Annotated in this window: 8 protein-coding genes and 2 pseudogenes; 6 read left to right on the top strand and 4 right to left on the bottom strand. The window is 58.7% G+C overall.

Features of this window, described 5'->3' with window-relative positions; genetic code table 11:
• The first annotated feature begins 1,296 nt into the window (after window positions 1-1,296).
• Window positions 1,297-2,385 carry a hypothetical protein gene (locus QZM67_RS25440; protein ID WP_301807484.1) on the top strand — a complete coding sequence of 363 codons (1,089 nt, stop codon included), beginning with the start codon at window positions 1,297-1,299 and terminating at the stop codon, window positions 2,383-2,385.
• Window positions 2,386-2,434: 49 nt separating this feature from the next.
• Window positions 2,435-4,252 (top strand): glutamine--fructose-6-phosphate transaminase (isomerizing), encoded by a 1,818-nt coding sequence (gene glmS, locus QZM67_RS25435; RefSeq protein WP_301807483.1) that lies wholly within the window; start codon window positions 2,435-2,437, stop codon window positions 4,250-4,252.
• A gap of 138 nt (window positions 4,253-4,390) precedes the next feature.
• Here the strand turns inward: glmS and QZM67_RS25430 are convergent, their stop codons facing one another.
• On the bottom strand, window positions 4,391-5,008 hold the full coding sequence (locus QZM67_RS25430; protein ID WP_301807482.1) for a recombinase family protein: 618 nt from the start codon (window positions 5,006-5,008) through the stop codon (window positions 4,391-4,393).
• A 497-nt stretch (window positions 5,009-5,505) separates the two neighbouring features.
• On the opposite strand from QZM67_RS25430, the gene QZM67_RS25425 reads away from it, so the two are divergent.
• The 4 genes and pseudogenes from QZM67_RS25425 to QZM67_RS25410 form a co-directional block, all read left to right on the top strand.
• Window positions 5,506-7,449, top strand: a complete 1,944-nt coding sequence (locus tag QZM67_RS25425; protein ID WP_301807481.1) for a DUF262 domain-containing protein — start codon at window positions 5,506-5,508, stop codon at window positions 7,447-7,449.
• Between the two features lie 791 nt (window positions 7,450-8,240).
• The gene (locus QZM67_RS25420; RefSeq protein ID WP_301807479.1) at window positions 8,241-9,662 is read left to right on the top strand and encodes an integrase family protein; all 1,422 of its coding nucleotides are present in this window, start codon (window positions 8,241-8,243) and stop codon (window positions 9,660-9,662) included.
• Between the two features lie 374 nt (window positions 9,663-10,036).
• The gene (locus QZM67_RS25415) at window positions 10,037-12,133 is read left to right on the top strand and encodes a helix-turn-helix domain-containing protein (protein ID WP_301807476.1); all 2,097 of its coding nucleotides are present in this window, start codon (window positions 10,037-10,039) and stop codon (window positions 12,131-12,133) included.
• An 836-nt stretch (window positions 12,134-12,969) separates the two neighbouring features.
• A pseudogene (locus QZM67_RS25410) lies at window positions 12,970-13,246 on the top strand (4Fe-4S dicluster domain-containing protein); the annotation flags it as partial.
• Between the two features lie 140 nt (window positions 13,247-13,386).
• Here QZM67_RS25410 and QZM67_RS25405 read toward each other — a convergent pair.
• The 3 genes and pseudogenes from QZM67_RS25405 to QZM67_RS25395 all read right to left on the bottom strand — a co-directional run.
• A complete protein-coding gene (locus QZM67_RS25405) occupies window positions 13,387-14,388 on the bottom strand; it encodes an NADP-dependent oxidoreductase (RefSeq protein ID WP_301807474.1) in 1,002 nt (333 codons plus the stop codon).
• 55 nt (window positions 14,389-14,443) lie between these two features.
• Window positions 14,444-15,427, bottom strand: a complete 984-nt coding sequence (locus QZM67_RS25400) for an NADPH:quinone oxidoreductase family protein (RefSeq protein ID WP_301807471.1) — start codon at window positions 15,425-15,427, stop codon at window positions 14,444-14,446.
• A 123-nt stretch (window positions 15,428-15,550) separates the two neighbouring features.
• Window positions 15,551-16,030, bottom strand: a pseudogene (locus tag QZM67_RS25395) (alpha/beta fold hydrolase); the annotation flags it as partial.
• Window positions 16,031-16,159: the final 129 nt, after the last annotated feature.

The following is a 16,159-nucleotide window of genomic DNA, read 5'->3' as shown; positions in this document are numbered from 1 at the left end:
ACCCTGCCCGTGGCGCGAAGCATGTATTCAGGCGGCGCCTCCCGTACTCGCACGCGATCGACACGTTGCGATGTCGCGGAGCGAGCGCGCCGCCCGGTCCGCGTGGTCTACGCCACGCGAATCGTCGTACTACCGGCGTCCCGTTGCACTTGATCAGTCACGTCATGAGTCTTTCCTCGCTGAGCCTGGCGTCACGTCTGTTGTTCACTTCCCTTCCACACCACTACAGCAATATTCAAACCAGCCGCCCTGCAGCCGTGTGCGGTTCACACTGCGTGCACCGCGCACGCGCAGCGCGCGACGGAATGTTTCACAACTGCTACGCGTGTCGCAGCCCCGGATACACGCGACACAGGCACCTATACGGGCAGTCGCGTGGTTCCCTCGGCGACGTCGTCCGACGAATCGCGACCCCATGTCGAGCGTTCGTCGCTCATCGCATCTCACGCATCTCTCGAAGCGCGTTGCGCTTCCTTGATCGGCCACTTTTGTCTGCGCAGGGGGCGGCGCCATCGCCCCCTCGGCCGCGGTCATGCACGAGGGATTTACCCGGCACGCAACGTCGTTCACGTCGCACGAATCAAGAGGGTGGGAAATGTTGCGAATGTGTAACGCGGGTCCGGAACTGGGGGGGTGCATCAGATTCCGGTCCATGCAACGCATGCGCTCTCATGGAACACAGCGACATTCCGGCCGATGCACACGCAACGAACGACGCGATGCATGTCACCGCGCATAGTCGTGCGGCCGAGGTCACACAGGTTCGGCAGACAATTCGCTAGACGCATGACGCTTACGGGCCGCGACGCCGATCGCGCTCGGGTATTCGGCCCGTGCACGCTGATTCTTCGATGAATCAAAATCCGCCGCCTCCGTCCGCGCCAAGCATCCGGACGCCCCCCCGCCCCTTGCTGCGCGCGGCATCTCGGCCGATGGCTCACGCCTTGCTTAATGACAGTCAGGTGTGCCCCGAAGCGCCCGCCCGACTGCGGACGAACGGGGACGCCCAAGCAACGAAGCAGGGGCGAAATGCAACGCGTCCACCTGGAGCGACAGACAAGCGCTCCTGCGTGCCGAACGTGCCGACGTGTCCTGTTGAAGTACGCGCGATCCGCGAGCCTGGTTCCGGCTCCGCTGTAAAGAACCGGACCGTGGACGCAACTATCGGTACCCGCCTCGGGTTCACCCGCGCCACGGTGAACCGAGCCACAACGTCGACGCGCTCGCCAGGTGCGACGCGGCCAACGCCGCGCCCGGCGACGATTGAACAGGACCGCCGCGCAGGCGCCCAAAACCATGAACCGGCCCGCGCTTTGCCCGACCTCACGCGCGCGCGTAGCGGCCACCGTCGCGCTGTGCCGCCTGTGGCACGTCGCCTGCTGTATCGCCGCGTGTGGCTTCGCACTGCACGCGAGCGCCGCCGAACTCCGGCTCAACGGGATGTACCAGCGTACCGACGGCGCGATCACCGTGCGCCAGAACGGCGTCGGCATCGACCCGTATTTCGCGGCGAAAGCGCTGCTCGCCGCGTCCGACGCGCAGCTCGACGCCCGTCAGGCTGCACTCGCGTGGATCGCATGGTTGCTGCCGCGCCAGCGTCCGGATGGCGGTTTCGAGCGCTACTGCGTGAAGAACAGCCGCTACCGCGCATGTGCCGATGCGGAAACCGACGACGCAATGATGGCGACCTGGATCGAACTGCTCGCCCGTTTTGCGCCACCTGACGGCTTGCCTGCCGCATGGGAACTGAGCATGAACCGGGCCGGCCTGCATCTGGACACGCTGCTCGACAAACCCTCCGGCGTCTATCAGATCTCGTCGTCACTGCACGTCGCGTTGCTGATGGACAACGTCGAGGTACACAGCGCGTTCCAGGCACTCTCTGCGTACTACGTCCGGCGCGCCGACTACACGCACGCGGGCCCTTGGAGCCAGCGCGCCGACCGGCTGGCATCCGCGATCCTGAAGGTGTTCTGGCGCGGCACGGAATCCGGCTTTCGCGCCAGCACGCAGCAGGTCAGCGACACGAGTTTTTATCCCGCGAAGATCGCGCAGATCCTCCCGCTTCTGTCGGATATTCAGGTTCCCGAACAATCTGGCGAGACGATCTACGCGCAGTGGATGAGGAAGTACGGCAAGAGCTGGCCGCAACTCGCCGACACCGATTATCCGTGGGGTTTGATCGCGCTGGTCGCGGTCAAGATGAACGATTGGGGCACGGTCGCCTGCTGGCAAGCGCGATCAGCGCCATACCGGCACGGCGCGCACTGGAACGTACTGGAGGAGTCGCTTTATCTGGCATTCGAAAAACGGATGGCCGCCCCCGTCATCCCCGCCCGATGCGGATTCACGACGGCGGCGGCAACGGCGACCGCATCGCGCTGACGCAACGGTGCGCGCGGTCCATGATGACTACAAGGGAAGGAGACGTGTCATGTGTGGCATCGTCGGCGCGGTCGCGCAACGGGACATCGTCCCGATTCTGATTGAAGGTTTGCGTCGTCTCGAATATCGCGGCTACGACTCATGCGGCGTGGCGACGGTCGTCGACGGCCAGGCGCGTCGCGAGCGCAGCGTGTCGCGCGTCGCCGACCTCGACGCGCACGTGCGCACCGCCGGCCTGACCGGCAGCACCGGCATCGCGCACACGCGCTGGGCAACGCACGGCGCGCCGGCAACCTGCAACGCGCATCCGATCTTCTCGCGCGATGAAATCGCGCTCGTGCACAACGGCATTATCGAAAACCACGAAACGTTGCGCAAGCAACTTTCAGACGAGCATTACGAATTCGATGGCCAGACCGACACCGAGGTCGTCGCGCACCTGATCCACAGCCAGTATCGCGGCGACCTGCTCGCCGCCGTGCGCGCGGCAACGTCGCAGCTTCACGGCGCCTACGCGATCGCCGTATTCAGCAAGCACGAGCCACAACGGCTGATCGGTGCGCGTGTGGGCTCGCCGCTCGTCGTCGGCGTGAAGGACGGCGAATGCTTTCTTGCCTCCGACGCGCTCGCGCTCGCCGGCATCACCGACCGGTTCATCTTCCTCGAGGAAGGCGACATCGTCGAATTGACGCCGGGCGGCGTGCGCGTGCTCGACCGCAGCGGCGCGCCGGTCGAGCGTGCGGTACAGACCATTTCCTCCGCGCAGGCTGCCGTCGAACTCGGGCCGTACCGGCATTTCATGCAGAAGGAGATCTTCGAGCAGCCGCAGGCCGTGGCCGCGACCATCCCGGATGCCGGGCTGTTCGATCCAGCCGTATTCGGCCCCGACGCCGCGCGGGCGTTCGAGCAGATCGACAACGTGCTGATTCTCGCGTGTGGCACGAGCCACTACTCCGGCCTGACCGCGCGCCGCTGGCTCGAAACGATCGCGCGCGTGCCGGCACAGGTGGAGATCGCGAGCGAATACCGTTACAGCGACGCGCTCGCGATGCCGAATACGCTGGTGGTGAGCGTGTCGCAATCCGGCGAGACCGCCGACACGCTCGCCGCGCTCAAGTATGCACAGGCCCTCGGCCATATCGACACGCTGGCGATCTGCAACGTGCCGACCAGCGCGATGATGCGGCAGACCGGCCTGCGCTTCCTGACGCGGGCCGGCCCGGAAATCGGCGTCGCGTCGACCAAGGCGTTTACGACGCAGCTCGTCGCGCTGTTCATACTCGCGGTCACGCTCGGGCGGCTGCGCGGCTACGTCGACGATGCGCAGCTTGCGCGCTATACGATGCAACTGCGGCGGCTGCCTGGCGCACTCGAGGATGTGCTCGGGCTCGAGCCGCAGATCGAGCGCTGGGCGGCGGAATTCTCGCAGCACGAGAACGCGCTGTTTCTCGGGCGCGGGCTGCACTACCCGATCGCACTCGAAGGTGCGCTGAAGCTGAAGGAGATTTCGTATATCCACGCGGAAGCGTATCCCGCGGGCGAGTTGAAGCATGGACCGCTGGCCCTCGTGACCCACACGATGCCCGTCGCGACGATCGCGCCGAACGACGCGCTACTCGAGAAGCTGAAGTCGAACATGCAGGAAGTGCGCGCGCGCGGCGGGCAGCTTTACGTGTTCGCCGACGCGGATACGCGGATCGACAACAGCGAAGGTGTGTCGGTGCTGCGGATGCCGGATTACTACGGGCTGTTGTCGCCGATCCTGCATGTCGTGCCGTTGCAGCTGCTCGCGTATCACGCGGCATGTTTGCGCGGTGCGGATATCGACAAGCCGAGGAATCTGGCGAAATCGGTGACGGTTGAGTGAGGGGGTTGGGGAACCGGGGGCGGACTGGTGAAGGTCTTCAAGGGATCGGACTGGCCCGTCCTAGACGATTCGGATAGGCTCCGGTCGATCCGCCAAGACTGAACCGAGCGTTACTGTGGTGCGTGCGGTGCCAGCGCCCTACTCGGCGGTGCCTCCTTCGGCCCCAGCCGAACCGGCAGCAATCGCGGATTGCGCCGCCTTCATGATGGTCACGTGCGTTGTGCCGTATTCCTTCGCCAGTGAGCGCGCCGACGCACCTCCATCTAGCCTCGCCCGAATCGTGCGCTTCTCGTCCGGCGTGAAACGCTCGGGCCTGCCGCCGACGCGGCCCTCCGCCCGCGCTCGCTCAAGCCCCGCGTGCGTCCGCTCGACGATCAAGTCGCGCTCAAACTGCGCGAACGCAGCGAACATGCGCAGGATGAGATCGCCCGCTGCGCTCGTCACCTCCTGCACGGGCAAGTCCAGCACAACTACCCGGACACCTGCGGCGCGTAGCGCCTGCGCCGTGCCGTCAACGTCGGCAGCATTCCTGCCCAGCCGGTCCAGCTTCGCGACGACAAGCACGTCGCCCGCCTCTAGCTTCTCCACTAGCTTGCGGAACTTCGGGCGCTCCATCGCTGGAACTGTGCCGCTGATAGTCTCAACACACACTCGATGCGGCTCGACCTCATACCCCGCCTGCTTCGCGACAAGCTGCTGGTTCGTCGTGTCCTGATCCTGCGTCGATACGCGGCTGTACAGAAATGTTCGTGACATGGTTCGTGCGTGGGAATCGTCATGGATAGAATCATTATCCGGATAGAAAACGTTGCCAAGGACTTTCTATCCAAATTCAGCGCACCGAATCCCCTGGACGTTTAACGAACGTTATCTATCCACGTTTCAGCGAATGTCGCTGCCATGGCGTACATGCAGCAGCAGATAAGGCCCTACTTTCGGCGTGTTGTAGGCCAGCCAGTGCGCAACGGCGGCACCCTCGGCCCGCGGCGCGGCTAACCTTGTGCGCAGCAGCCCGTATTGAAGCGGATTGGTTGCCCGGCGATCAAGCCGCTGGATAAACGCGCACGCTGGCGCACGGGGGAGCGCGGGTGCGAGCGGGCGCGAATAGTCGGTGAATTTTTTGCTCGGTCTCTTCGAAAACGAACCAAGAACCCCACCCCATCGGCAGTCAGCAGCAGTTGTGCACGAAATCAAATCGCGAGATCATACACTGCCACACGAGACGAACCTGCAAGCATAATCATCAAACCAAAATGGACATAACATTTGACCGCCGAACTGTTGCGCAATGCCTTCAGCAGCGCTTCGCCTTACCGACGTATCAGCGAGATTACAAATGGGAAGTAAAGCACCTTCAAGAACTGCTTACCGATGTCCAAGAGTCATTCCTCGCGAATTATGATCCGACACACGGCCGGATCGAAGTTGCCAAGTACTCCCCGTACTTTCTCGGGACAATCATCACAACACCGGCAGAAAGTGGGCAACGAGCAATAGTTGACGGTCAGCAGCGGATTACGACGCTTGCATTGATCATTGCGTATTACTGTCAGCTCGCCCTCAAAAAACCCGAGCTGAACATCTCAGATATCTCAGCACTTCTTCGTCAAAAAATATTTGGGCAGCACGAGTTCAACATTGCGTTTGATGGCCCCCGCAAGGAACTATTCAATCTAATTATCGATGGCATCGACCCAACAGACGAGAATCAAGAACTCGATCAGAGAATCGACTCCATCCCCGGTTTAGATCACAGTTCACGCCAACTTTACAAGCTGTACACAAATATCGAAAACTTCATAGGCAAGAGAATTCAGGACGAGCTCACACCGCACTTCGTCGATTACCTGACTCAATGCGTTTATCTTTTCGAAATTGGCGTACCCCGGGAACAAGACGGTCATAAGGTTTTTGTGACCATGAACGACCGAGGTCTAAAGTTAAGCCCAATTGATTTGTTGAAGGGATATTTCTTATCCAACATCAGGGACGATGCTGCAAATCAAACAGCGCACCAAAAATGGAACGAATGCCTAGCAAAATTGAAGGATCTAGGCAGCGACGAAGACTCCGCGTTCTTCAAGACTTGGCTTCGGGCACAGTACGCGGACTCCACTCGGGGTAAAAATCGAGGCGACGCACCCGGCGAATTTGAGATCATCGGTGACAGCTACCACCGATGGGTCACGGACAATAAGACCAAGCTTGGCCTGAACACGGCCGATGACTTTTACGACCTTTTAACGGTAACGATACCGACGTACGTCGATCACTACCTCAAAATCAAGAAGGCTGAGGAGCAGTTCCGCACTACGTTCCCACACGTCTATTTCAACGGCGCGCGCGATCTAACGCTGCAAGCGATGGCAATTCTATCGACTATCACGCCAAATGACACCGGCTCTGACGTAAATAGAAAAATCCAGATGGTCAGCTATTATCTCGACTTTCTTGCAGTCAGTCGCATTGTAAGCAATCAAGATAATACGTACGACAACGTCCGAGATCCAATTTTTGGGCTGGTTAAATCAATCAGAAGAAAATCGGTGGTTGATCTACGCTCCATTCTGACAAACTTGATTGACACACAAGAATCCACTCTTGATCAACTCAAGAATCTCAGTTATTGGGATGCCAAGAAGCAGAACATATTACATCTACTTGCCCGAATTGCCACCTATCTTGAGGACAGCATCGAACAAACGAACCGCGTGGGTTTCCCTACCTATGCAGACAGAAGTCGAGGCAACCGCAATTTCGATATTGAGCATATTTTGGCGGGGTCGCACGACAGCGTGAAAGCGGCGCTCGGAGCCGATTATGATTTTTCAAGCACCACCGACTTCGCTAGTGAACGCAACAAAATCGGAGGCTTGATACTGCTCCCAAGGGGAAGAAATCGATCGCTACAAGACAAACAATACTCGGACAAAGTCACCGTCTATGCGACCGAGAATGCGCTAGCGCAGACGTTGGCAGCCGGTTTCTACGCGAACAACCCGTTGCTGCAGCGATTTATGGAAATGAATTCCATCATGATGAATCCGATCTCGGTGTTCAATCGAGCCGCCATCACGGAACGAGGCGAATTGTACGCTTTGCTCGCCCGCCGCATTTGGGGAAAGGCGGCATTTGAGGCAATTGCTCCGACGCCCGCACCGGACGCAATTGCGTCCAGTGCGGGCCCGACCTCGTAAATAATTAACGACAACGCACCGGCCTCCTGCCGGTGCGTCGTCTGCTCCCCACCCATGAACAATAAATAGCCAACAAGGAACTTAGACGAGGAACTGCAATGGGCCCGTTACCGCAAACGCTCGAAACACTGGCACGACTCGGCGCGCATCTCGACCTCTCCGAGCACCACTATCTTCCACAAACATTGGAGGCTTTGGTTCGCCTAGTCGCCAGTTATGAAGGTCACGTAACGATCAACGCATCTAAGTGTCTGCCCGCTACTCTTGAAAATCTCGCTCGAATTGGCGGGAAGCACATTACGTTCCGCTTCTGACCTCCTTAGCAATTCACTTGAGTCGGCCTGCCGGGCCGGGGCGTATGCCTCGGCCACACACGAATTCACACTGAATCGTCTGTGCAATGAACGGCAAGTTTTCGGTCAGGCAGTTGTAGAGGATGCACCCGAGAGCAGTAGAATACCGCCACACTCTCGCCACAGCCGGAGTGCATTAGACGTGCATCCAATCCTAACCAAGCGGCTCACGCGGAATTGGAAGTGCTTGAATAAGCGAAGAATTCTGGCCCGCCCTACTGGATTCGAACCAGTGACCTACGGCTTAGAAGGCAGCATCTAACCCTTCCGTGTTGGTTCAGCGAAATCCGACATACAACACAAATATCCCTATAAATCAAATACTTACATCGACACCATATCCTCTTCGCTCCGTCGAATTTCGCTGAGTTCCACCTGAGTAGTGTAGACCTAGTGTAGACTCGGATTGTCACTTTGCCAGTTGCAGTGGAGGCGAAAATGCTGACAGAACGGACCATCGCGGCGGCTGTCCAGGATGCCCGTCGATCCAGGAAAGTATGCTGGTTACATGAATCGCGCGGGCGAGGACAAGGCGCGTTGTCACTGAAAATCGCCGCGTCGGGTACGGCCGCGTGGTACTACCGGTACTCTGTAGAACGGAAAAACAAGTATTTCCCACTCGGGGCCTACGGGGACCAATCCGATCGACTTACCCTCGCCGATGCTCGGGTCCAGTGCAGCAACGCAGCAGCGAAGCGTCAGAATGCAATTGATGGCGACCTACACGCGAGCGAGCGCGAGAAGCTAGCCGCGGAGCACAGGCGAAAAGAGAATGAGTCGCGCGCTGCAACTGACGCTGCAGCCGAAGCCCTAGCGAGAACAAAATTCACGCTCAAAGCCTTGATGGACGCCTACATCTCGCATCTAAAAGGTGCAGGTAAGCCAAGCGCTGGCGATGTCAGACGGATGGTCACTCTGCACGTCTATGAAGCGTTTCCGAAATACGCGTTGTCACCCGCGAAAGATCTCACGCGCGAGCAAGCAACCGAAATTTTTCGCAGGCTGGTCGAGGTTGGCAAGGGCCGGACGGCGGGCAAAGTACGCACATCATTGCACGCAGCTTTTGAACTGGCACTGGGTATCGATGGTGATGCGGCCGCTCCGTCAACCATGACCGGGTTCAGCATTGCGTTCAACCCAATCGCCGCTACAAAGGCTCTGAACCAGTTCAACCGTGTGGGACAGCGCCACCTGTCTACTACCGAGTTCCGCGCGTTCTGGTCGCATCTCTCGCAAACAGAAGGACTCGCAACAGCAGCGGTAAGGGTCGCCGTGCTCGCCGGCGCGCAACGTATTGCGCAACTCTTGCGAGTGAAACGTCCGGACTACGACTGCGATGCAAAAATCCTAACGCTATTCGATCACAAGGGACGGCGACAATCGCCACGCCGCCACGACATCCCCTTGCCTGCCGGAGCGATCGCTATCGTCGAGCAATGTCTTTCCCTCATTCAGAATGGCGCCGAAGACCAACGGATATTCGGCACGACGGTACCCGACACCGTGAGTGACGTAATATCGAAGATATCTGCTGCAATGATTGCCAGCGGTGAAGCCGTGGCGGGATTTGGGTGGACCGATATCCGGCGCACCGTCGAAACACTGCTGATCGAAGAGTTCCACGTGTCGAAGGATCTCCGTTCACAGATCCTCTCTCACGGACTTGGGGGCGTTCAAAATCGGCACTATGACCGTGCCGATTACACCCGCCAGATTCGGCCGATTTTGGCTCGCTGGGATGCATGGGTGATAGGCAAGAAGTGCATCGGTTCGAACACCGTATTCCAAATTCAACCGGAACGAAGAAAGCAACAAAATCGTCGCAGGACATGGCTATTGCCCAAGCACGCAGCGCTATGACCAGTTGCGGTCGATCCACCTGATCGTTTTTATTAGCTGCCCAAGATGGGGGGTATTCCGCGTGGATCGCCCACGACTGTTGCAATGTTCCGCGACTGGCGCACATGCGGCCCATCTACGACCAGTACACAATCGATGTGTCGGTTCGCAATAGACCCGCTTTTAGTTCGCCAGCATACGGGCAAGCGAGCATCGATGCATTTGTAGCAGTAGCTATACTTTGTGCGTGAAAAAAACGACGACGAGCGATGAAAATGGGGACAAATATAAAAGCGCAACCTACGCGTGCAGCCGCGTTCTTGTTAAGAGGGGAACAAAACCACCTGGCGCAGACGACGAGGCCAGGCAACCATTCCAGCACCTGCGCATAGCCTGTGAGCGTCGAACCTCGCATACAAATCCCGCGATCGCTCGCGCACGAACTCGCGGCCCGCGCCCGCAGCCGCCGCGAGGCACTACGAAAATCGATACCGGAAATGGCGGCACTAGTTGAAGTGACGCCGCCAACTATCGCTCGATGGGAATCGGGTGACCTTCCCGACAGCATGCGCTCGACGAGAATTGACGCATGGGAAACCGCCCTACAGGCGCCCGCCGGATGGCTGCTATCGCCAGATGGAAAGATATTGCCCGATCCGGCTCCTATCGAGGCACCACCTACATCTTTGACGCGTTCGGTTCAATCCGACCGCGTGCTCATCCCGACAGAAACGAGTCAAGCATTGGGCATGCGCGCCCGCACTCGTCGACGCAATCTGGGGTTGTCACGGGCACACATCAGCGAACGGGCTGGGATATCCGTCCAGAGTTTGATCAAATGGGAAAAAGGCGAACTCCCCCGTTCAATTCACAAGAACCGTCTGCTCGCATGGGAGAACGCGCTCGCACTGCCATCTGGCTGGCTCCTCATGCCTGACGGAGACGAACCCGTCATTCCAGCGCCAAGGCAGCAGCCAGTGACCATCGTCGCCAACTCGGTTGCCGATGCGATCCGCATGGTTGCGATCTGTCTTGCCACACGGGGGCGGAATCTAGCCTTTCCCGATCGACCGGTCGAGGTCGGCGCACAACGCGACGCTGAACTCTTTGCCAGGCGCTACGGAATCTACGGTCCGGACGCCACCACGTTGGCCGAGCTCGCCGCACCCACCGGAATCACCAGAGAGCGGGTGCGTCAGATAATTGAGACGTTGACGGAACGGTCTGCGCAATTTGAATTCGACATCCCGGTACTCGACTCCCTTCAACTCGCCTGTTCCGCATATTTGCCCTGCTCTGTGTCGGTTCTGAATAGTGAGATGCGCACGCATCTAGGCGAACATCTCCGGCTCGAGGATGCGTGTCTTTTTGCCAATGACCTGCTCGGAAAACGCATCGTTCGAATGAGTGACCCGGTCAATCATCCGGGCGGCGCACGCGTCGATTCATGGGCATATGCTTCTGAACAAGATGATGTTGTGCAGATCCATGATATCAAGGTAGTCCGAAGTGTCGCATACTCGATGATCCGCTCCTGTGGCGCGGCGCACCTCCCAACAGTTGCCGGTGCCGCATCGCTCACTCATGGGCTGGAAGGTGCCAATCTAGCCAACATGCTGCAGTCGGTAGATGGCTTCGAATGGCTCGATACTGACAGGACGTGGTTCTGGTTCGGACCAGAAAAACCCGGCCGGAACATTATCCTGAGCGTCGCCCGAAAAGTGTTCGCGGTCGCGCGTGAGCGTGTCGACATAGACCAGTTGTTGGCGGCGATCATGCGCTACCGGAGCAGGACAGCGACTAGCGAGTTCGACCGCGATCGTTCTATGATGCTCATTCCGCCGATCCATATCGCACGCGCCATTTTAGAGCGGCTCGCATGGGTACAAGTGGTCCAGCACGACGACTATCGCGCACGCACTCCGGTGAACCTCGAAGAAGAACTGTCAGAAACAGAGTTGCGTCTGATAACCGCACTCGAAGCACGGGACGGAACAGCTAGTCGGTTTGAACTGAGGTCTGCACTCGCTGATATTAAGCTCATAACCTTCTCTGCGGCGCTCATGACAACGCCCGTTGTGCGTCTCGTTAGCCGCGGCGTCTACGCTATCACGGGCAGACCATTAGACCCCATTGCGTTTGCGCGAGCGACATCACCACACGAAGGAACACCACATCGAATTGAGGTGCGTCGCAATCCTGACGGAAGTTTAAGTTTCCCTTACGTCATCACTGAATTCGCCGCCGAGAGCAAGGCATGCCTGATTCCAGCAAGCGCAGTCCCACATGTTCCCGCGGGGGAATATAGCGTGCGCAATTCGACCTCGACCGCTGACTGCGTCAATCGCTCCTCGGGGGCCACGGTCCTTAATCGGCTTGTCCAAGAGATGCTCGCGCAGGGTTACGACTCCGGTGACGTCGTACGCATAACCATCCATCCTACGGCGAGGATCATCGAATTGTCGCCAGAGGACATAACAACGGCCACATAACGGTCGCGGCGCGATCGCTAAAGGTTGACTGGATCGGACACAATCGACCTCGCCGCGGCTTGGTGTCTGGTTCACGGTTACCGGTACTGGAGGGACCACACCGGAAAATCAAGGCATGCTTTCGATGAAGATCCACGAAGGCCGCGCATCTCAATGACGACCTTTGTAGAGATACCGTCGGGTTACGCACTGATTTCGAAGGCTGCTACTACACGTGTTCCGGATGAGAGTGTTAATTATGTAAAACACAAGGCTAGCAAATTCGGCAGATCTTGACCTCGCGAGTCCGGCGGTGCGCTCGCAACCCAACACAGTGGCGTTGCCACCTTCGTTGCCCGATTCAGGCAGCCCAACGTACGTCGGCGGCTAACGACGCTGAATCACCTTCCGCCGCAACGAAATCGCCCGACTGCAGTGGGCGATTTACAATGGTGTGCGCCTCGGCGCGCGCAACGCCAAGCGTCTGGAGCACAAGCGCGGCGGTTCGTTCGTGGAAGTCGCCAACGCCCTCTGCCCGTCGCTTCATCCCGCCCTTGACCACCCTGCGATTTGAATCTGCGCGGAGATTGCCGCGAGAATCGTCCCAGTCACCGCCAGAACGCTGACGACGAAGCGGCGCGCCGCGATGTCGAGCGCGCTGCCCCACCGCAAGCGCTACCCAAGCCCTCGGTCGAGCCCGCGCACTGAGAAACCCTCACGCATCAGGAACCGACCTCACATCGGATCCCGGTACGCTCGTATCAGCGTGCGGCGCGCCCAGACCGACACGACCTACGCCGGACCTGACAAACCGCCGGTCACACGCTCGAGTCGGTCCGCGAAATCGTTCAACATCTAATCACTGCGACGACGCGCCCTGCATGCGTATCGGAGGCGGCGCCATTCGCACGCGTGCCGACGACATCGTCATCACCGATCCGGACAAGGCACGAGGCCGACAGGACATCGTCAAGGCCTGCCCTTATAAGGCGATCGTCTGGAACGAAGAGCCGCAACTGCCCAGATCTGGATCTTCGATGCTCATTTGCTCGGCCAGGGTTGGTCCCGCCCGCGTTGTCAACAGTCGCCCCTACCGATGTCTTCGAGACGGTCAAGCTCGATGGCACTGCGATGTGCGCACTAACCATCCGGTTTCGCAGCCTGTCGTCCGGGAGATATTGAGGAAAGGTGCGGTCTCGGTTTCCACCTTGCTCGTGTCGAGCATCACTCATCGTTCCATCGGTCCGCACACCCCAAATCAATCAATGGATATTTCACTTGATCTTGACGACGACCTTCCCCTTAGCACGTCCTTGCGCTAGGTACTCAAGCGCTTCCTTTGCTTGTTCAAACGGAAATACCTTGTCAATCACAGGATGGATACGGTCGGACGTGAGCAATTTTCCAATTTCGGAGAGTTGAGCACCGTCTGGGCGTACGAAGAGAAATGAGTAGGTGACGTCCCGCTTTCTCGCAAGACGCATGATCTTGCGGCTCATTAGGCCGAATACAAACTTCAGGACAAAGTTCAGCCCGCGAGCACGGGCGAACGCTGCGTCCAGCGGCCCGATAAGAGAGACAATCTTGCTTCCTGGCTTCAGGATTCCTATTGATTTCTCAATCGCGTCACCTCTGATCGTACCAAGCACCACATCGTACCCCCGCAGAACTTTCTCGAACTCTTGCTTCTTGTAGTCGACTACTTCGTCCGCGCCCAGGTTTGTTACCAACTGGATATTGCCGGTGCTGGTGTTGGTTCCCACCTTAGCGCCAAAATATTTGGCCAGTTGGATCGCAAATGTTCCAATACCACCCGACCCCGCAGGAATGAACACTTTCTGACCCGGCCGAAGATCCGCACGCTCCTTCAGTGCTTGCCATGCAGTGAGCCCGACCATTGGAATTGAGGCGGCCTGCACGAAGTCCAGATTCGTCGGTTTCGGGGCCGCAGCGCTCTCCGGCACCACTGCATATTCGGCGATTGATCCTCTTCCAAGGTCGAACAGACTTGCAAAGACGGCGTCGCCTTTCTTGAAGCGAGTTACGCGGCTACCAGCATCGATCACGATGCCAGCCAGATCGCTACCCATGGTTGCTGGCAGTTGGAACTTCAAGACGGGTTTGAACATTCCCGTAGGAATCATATTGTCGATCGGGTTCACCCCCGCGGCGTGAACCTCAACTAACAGTTCGTCGGGCTTTAGCGTGGGGCGCGGAACTTCGGCGAATCCGATCTCGGGCGATTTGCCATAGCGTTTGAATGTGAGTGCTTTCATGTTGCTCTTACTCCGATGTAGCGTTGTATTGTGAAGGCTCTGAACTGAGCCGCGCTCACGCCCACGGCTGGAGAACCACCTTGCCGGTCGTATGGCGCCCTTCCAGCAAACGATGTGCTTCGGCGGCTTGCGAGAGCGGTAACACCGTTTCTGTTTGCAGCGTCACTTTGCCGGATAAGACCAGTCCGATGAGTTCTGACAGTGTCGACTGAATCAGCTCGGAGAAAGCCAGGTACGCGCCGACATAAAAACTGGTGATGGTGTGGTTGGGGACCGTCAGAGTCCATGGATCAATCAGGCTAGATTTGCCACTCGACTGGCCGATGAAGATCAAGCGCCCGAACGACGCCATAGACTTGAACGCCTCGGCAAGATTGTCGCCACCGGCTGTCTCCAGGACTATATCGACACCCTTGTCGTTGGTCAGCGCGCGTACTTGAGAGGCCCAATCGGGGGCTGTATAGTCTACGGTCGCATCCGCCCCCAAACTTTCGGCCAAGGCTCGTTTCGCAGGGGTGCTAGCGGCAGCGATGACCTTGCCCGCGCCATAAAGCTTGGCAAGTTGTACAGCGAGCGAACCTACACCGCCCGCAGCAGCTTCTACCAATACAGTTTCGCCAGGTAGAAGTCGAGCTGCCTTGCGAAGTACCAAGGCAGCGGTCAAACCGTGGGCAACCAACGCCGACGCGCGTACAGCGTCGAGCCCGGGTGGCAGCGGTATCACAATGCCAGCTGGCACACGGGCGTATTGAGCATATCCCCCCGCTCCCGGGGCAGCCATCACCGGCGTACCTACAGGGAGCGAAGTCACCGCCTTGCCGACAGCAGCGATTGTGCCGGCCACCTCGGCGCCGAGCGTGAACGGCGTGGGGGACGGCTCGGGATAGTCGTCGCCGCGACGACGCATGACATCGGCGAAATTCACTCCAGCCGCTTCGACGCGAATGAGAACCTCGTCGTCGGCGAGTGAGGGATCTGGCACATCCTCATAAACCAGGGTTTCAGGGCCTCCAGTCTTATGAAATCGAACTGCTTTCATTTCCTTCTCCAAATTTCGGTGATGTTTTCGGCAATGCGCGTCGTCGACGAATTTTGGTCGAGAATCATGCGCGCTCTGCCGGGGTTCACGAGAATCTTCATACGCCGCTGGTCCACAAAGTATTCATTGCGATAGGGACTCCAGTGCCGTGGGTACGAAGCTGGTGTAATGCTGGAAGATTCCACCGTGGCCGGCGTCTTGATAAATGATGAGTTGTGCATCGGGGATGCGGCGGGCCATATCGTGGCTCAGAGCGGTGGGTACCATGATGTCGTTATCCCCATTGGCGATCAGGACTGGCATGGGCAGATTGGTGAGGTCCTGGGGCGCCTGCTGGCCCCAAGCCTTGATCGCCTTGAGTTGATGGAGGAAGGCGCGAGGTGTCGGACCCTTGTCACGGCCAGTCTTACGTTCCTTCAACCGTTTCAAGAAGGTGCTTGCTGCCCGCCGGCCATTGGTTGTGGGGGTGAAAAACAGATAGGCCTTGGGATCGCGCAGCGTTAACAGACCTTTGAGCATCAGTGGCCAGGACACGGCACCCACACGATCGATGCCGTGACCGCCGGCGGGACCCGTGCCAGTGAGGATGAGCTTGCGCACCAAGTCGGAGGTATCCGGAATCTTGTGTGTGAGGCGGGTTAAGACTCAGATTCCGATGTTGAATCGCTCCGGGTAAAGCAGCGCAAACTGGGTCATCGCGCTCTTCCAATCGTGCCGGGAGCCGGTCCACTT

The organism is Burkholderia sp. AU45251 (assembly GCF_030482905.1).
In the GTDB taxonomy this organism is placed as follows: domain Bacteria; phylum Pseudomonadota; class Gammaproteobacteria; order Burkholderiales; family Burkholderiaceae; genus Burkholderia; species Burkholderia aenigmatica.
Note: the sequence above shows the minus strand (reverse complement) of the source record. Positions and strands in the feature narration are given on the sequence as shown.

Excerpts from the sequence above, each read along its gene's own strand:
- QZM67_RS25440 (WP_301807484.1), top strand. The coding sequence starts at position 1,297 with ATGAACCGGCCCGCGCTTTGCCCGACCTCACGCGCGCGCGTAGCGGCC.
- glmS (WP_301807483.1), top strand. The coding sequence starts at position 2,435 with ATGTGTGGCATCGTCGGCGCGGTCGCGCAACGGGACATCGTCCCGATT.
- QZM67_RS25430 (WP_301807482.1), bottom strand. The coding sequence starts at position 5,008 with ATGTCACGAACATTTCTGTACAGCCGCGTATCGACGCAGGATCAGGAC.
- QZM67_RS25425 (WP_301807481.1), top strand. The coding sequence starts at position 5,506 with ATGGACATAACATTTGACCGCCGAACTGTTGCGCAATGCCTTCAGCAG.
- QZM67_RS25420 (WP_301807479.1), top strand. The coding sequence starts at position 8,241 with ATGCTGACAGAACGGACCATCGCGGCGGCTGTCCAGGATGCCCGTCGA.
- QZM67_RS25405 (WP_301807474.1), bottom strand. The coding sequence starts at position 14,388 with ATGAAAGCACTCACATTCAAACGCTATGGCAAATCGCCCGAGATCGGA.
- QZM67_RS25400 (WP_301807471.1), bottom strand. The coding sequence starts at position 15,427 with ATGAAAGCAGTTCGATTTCATAAGACTGGAGGCCCTGAAACCCTGGTT.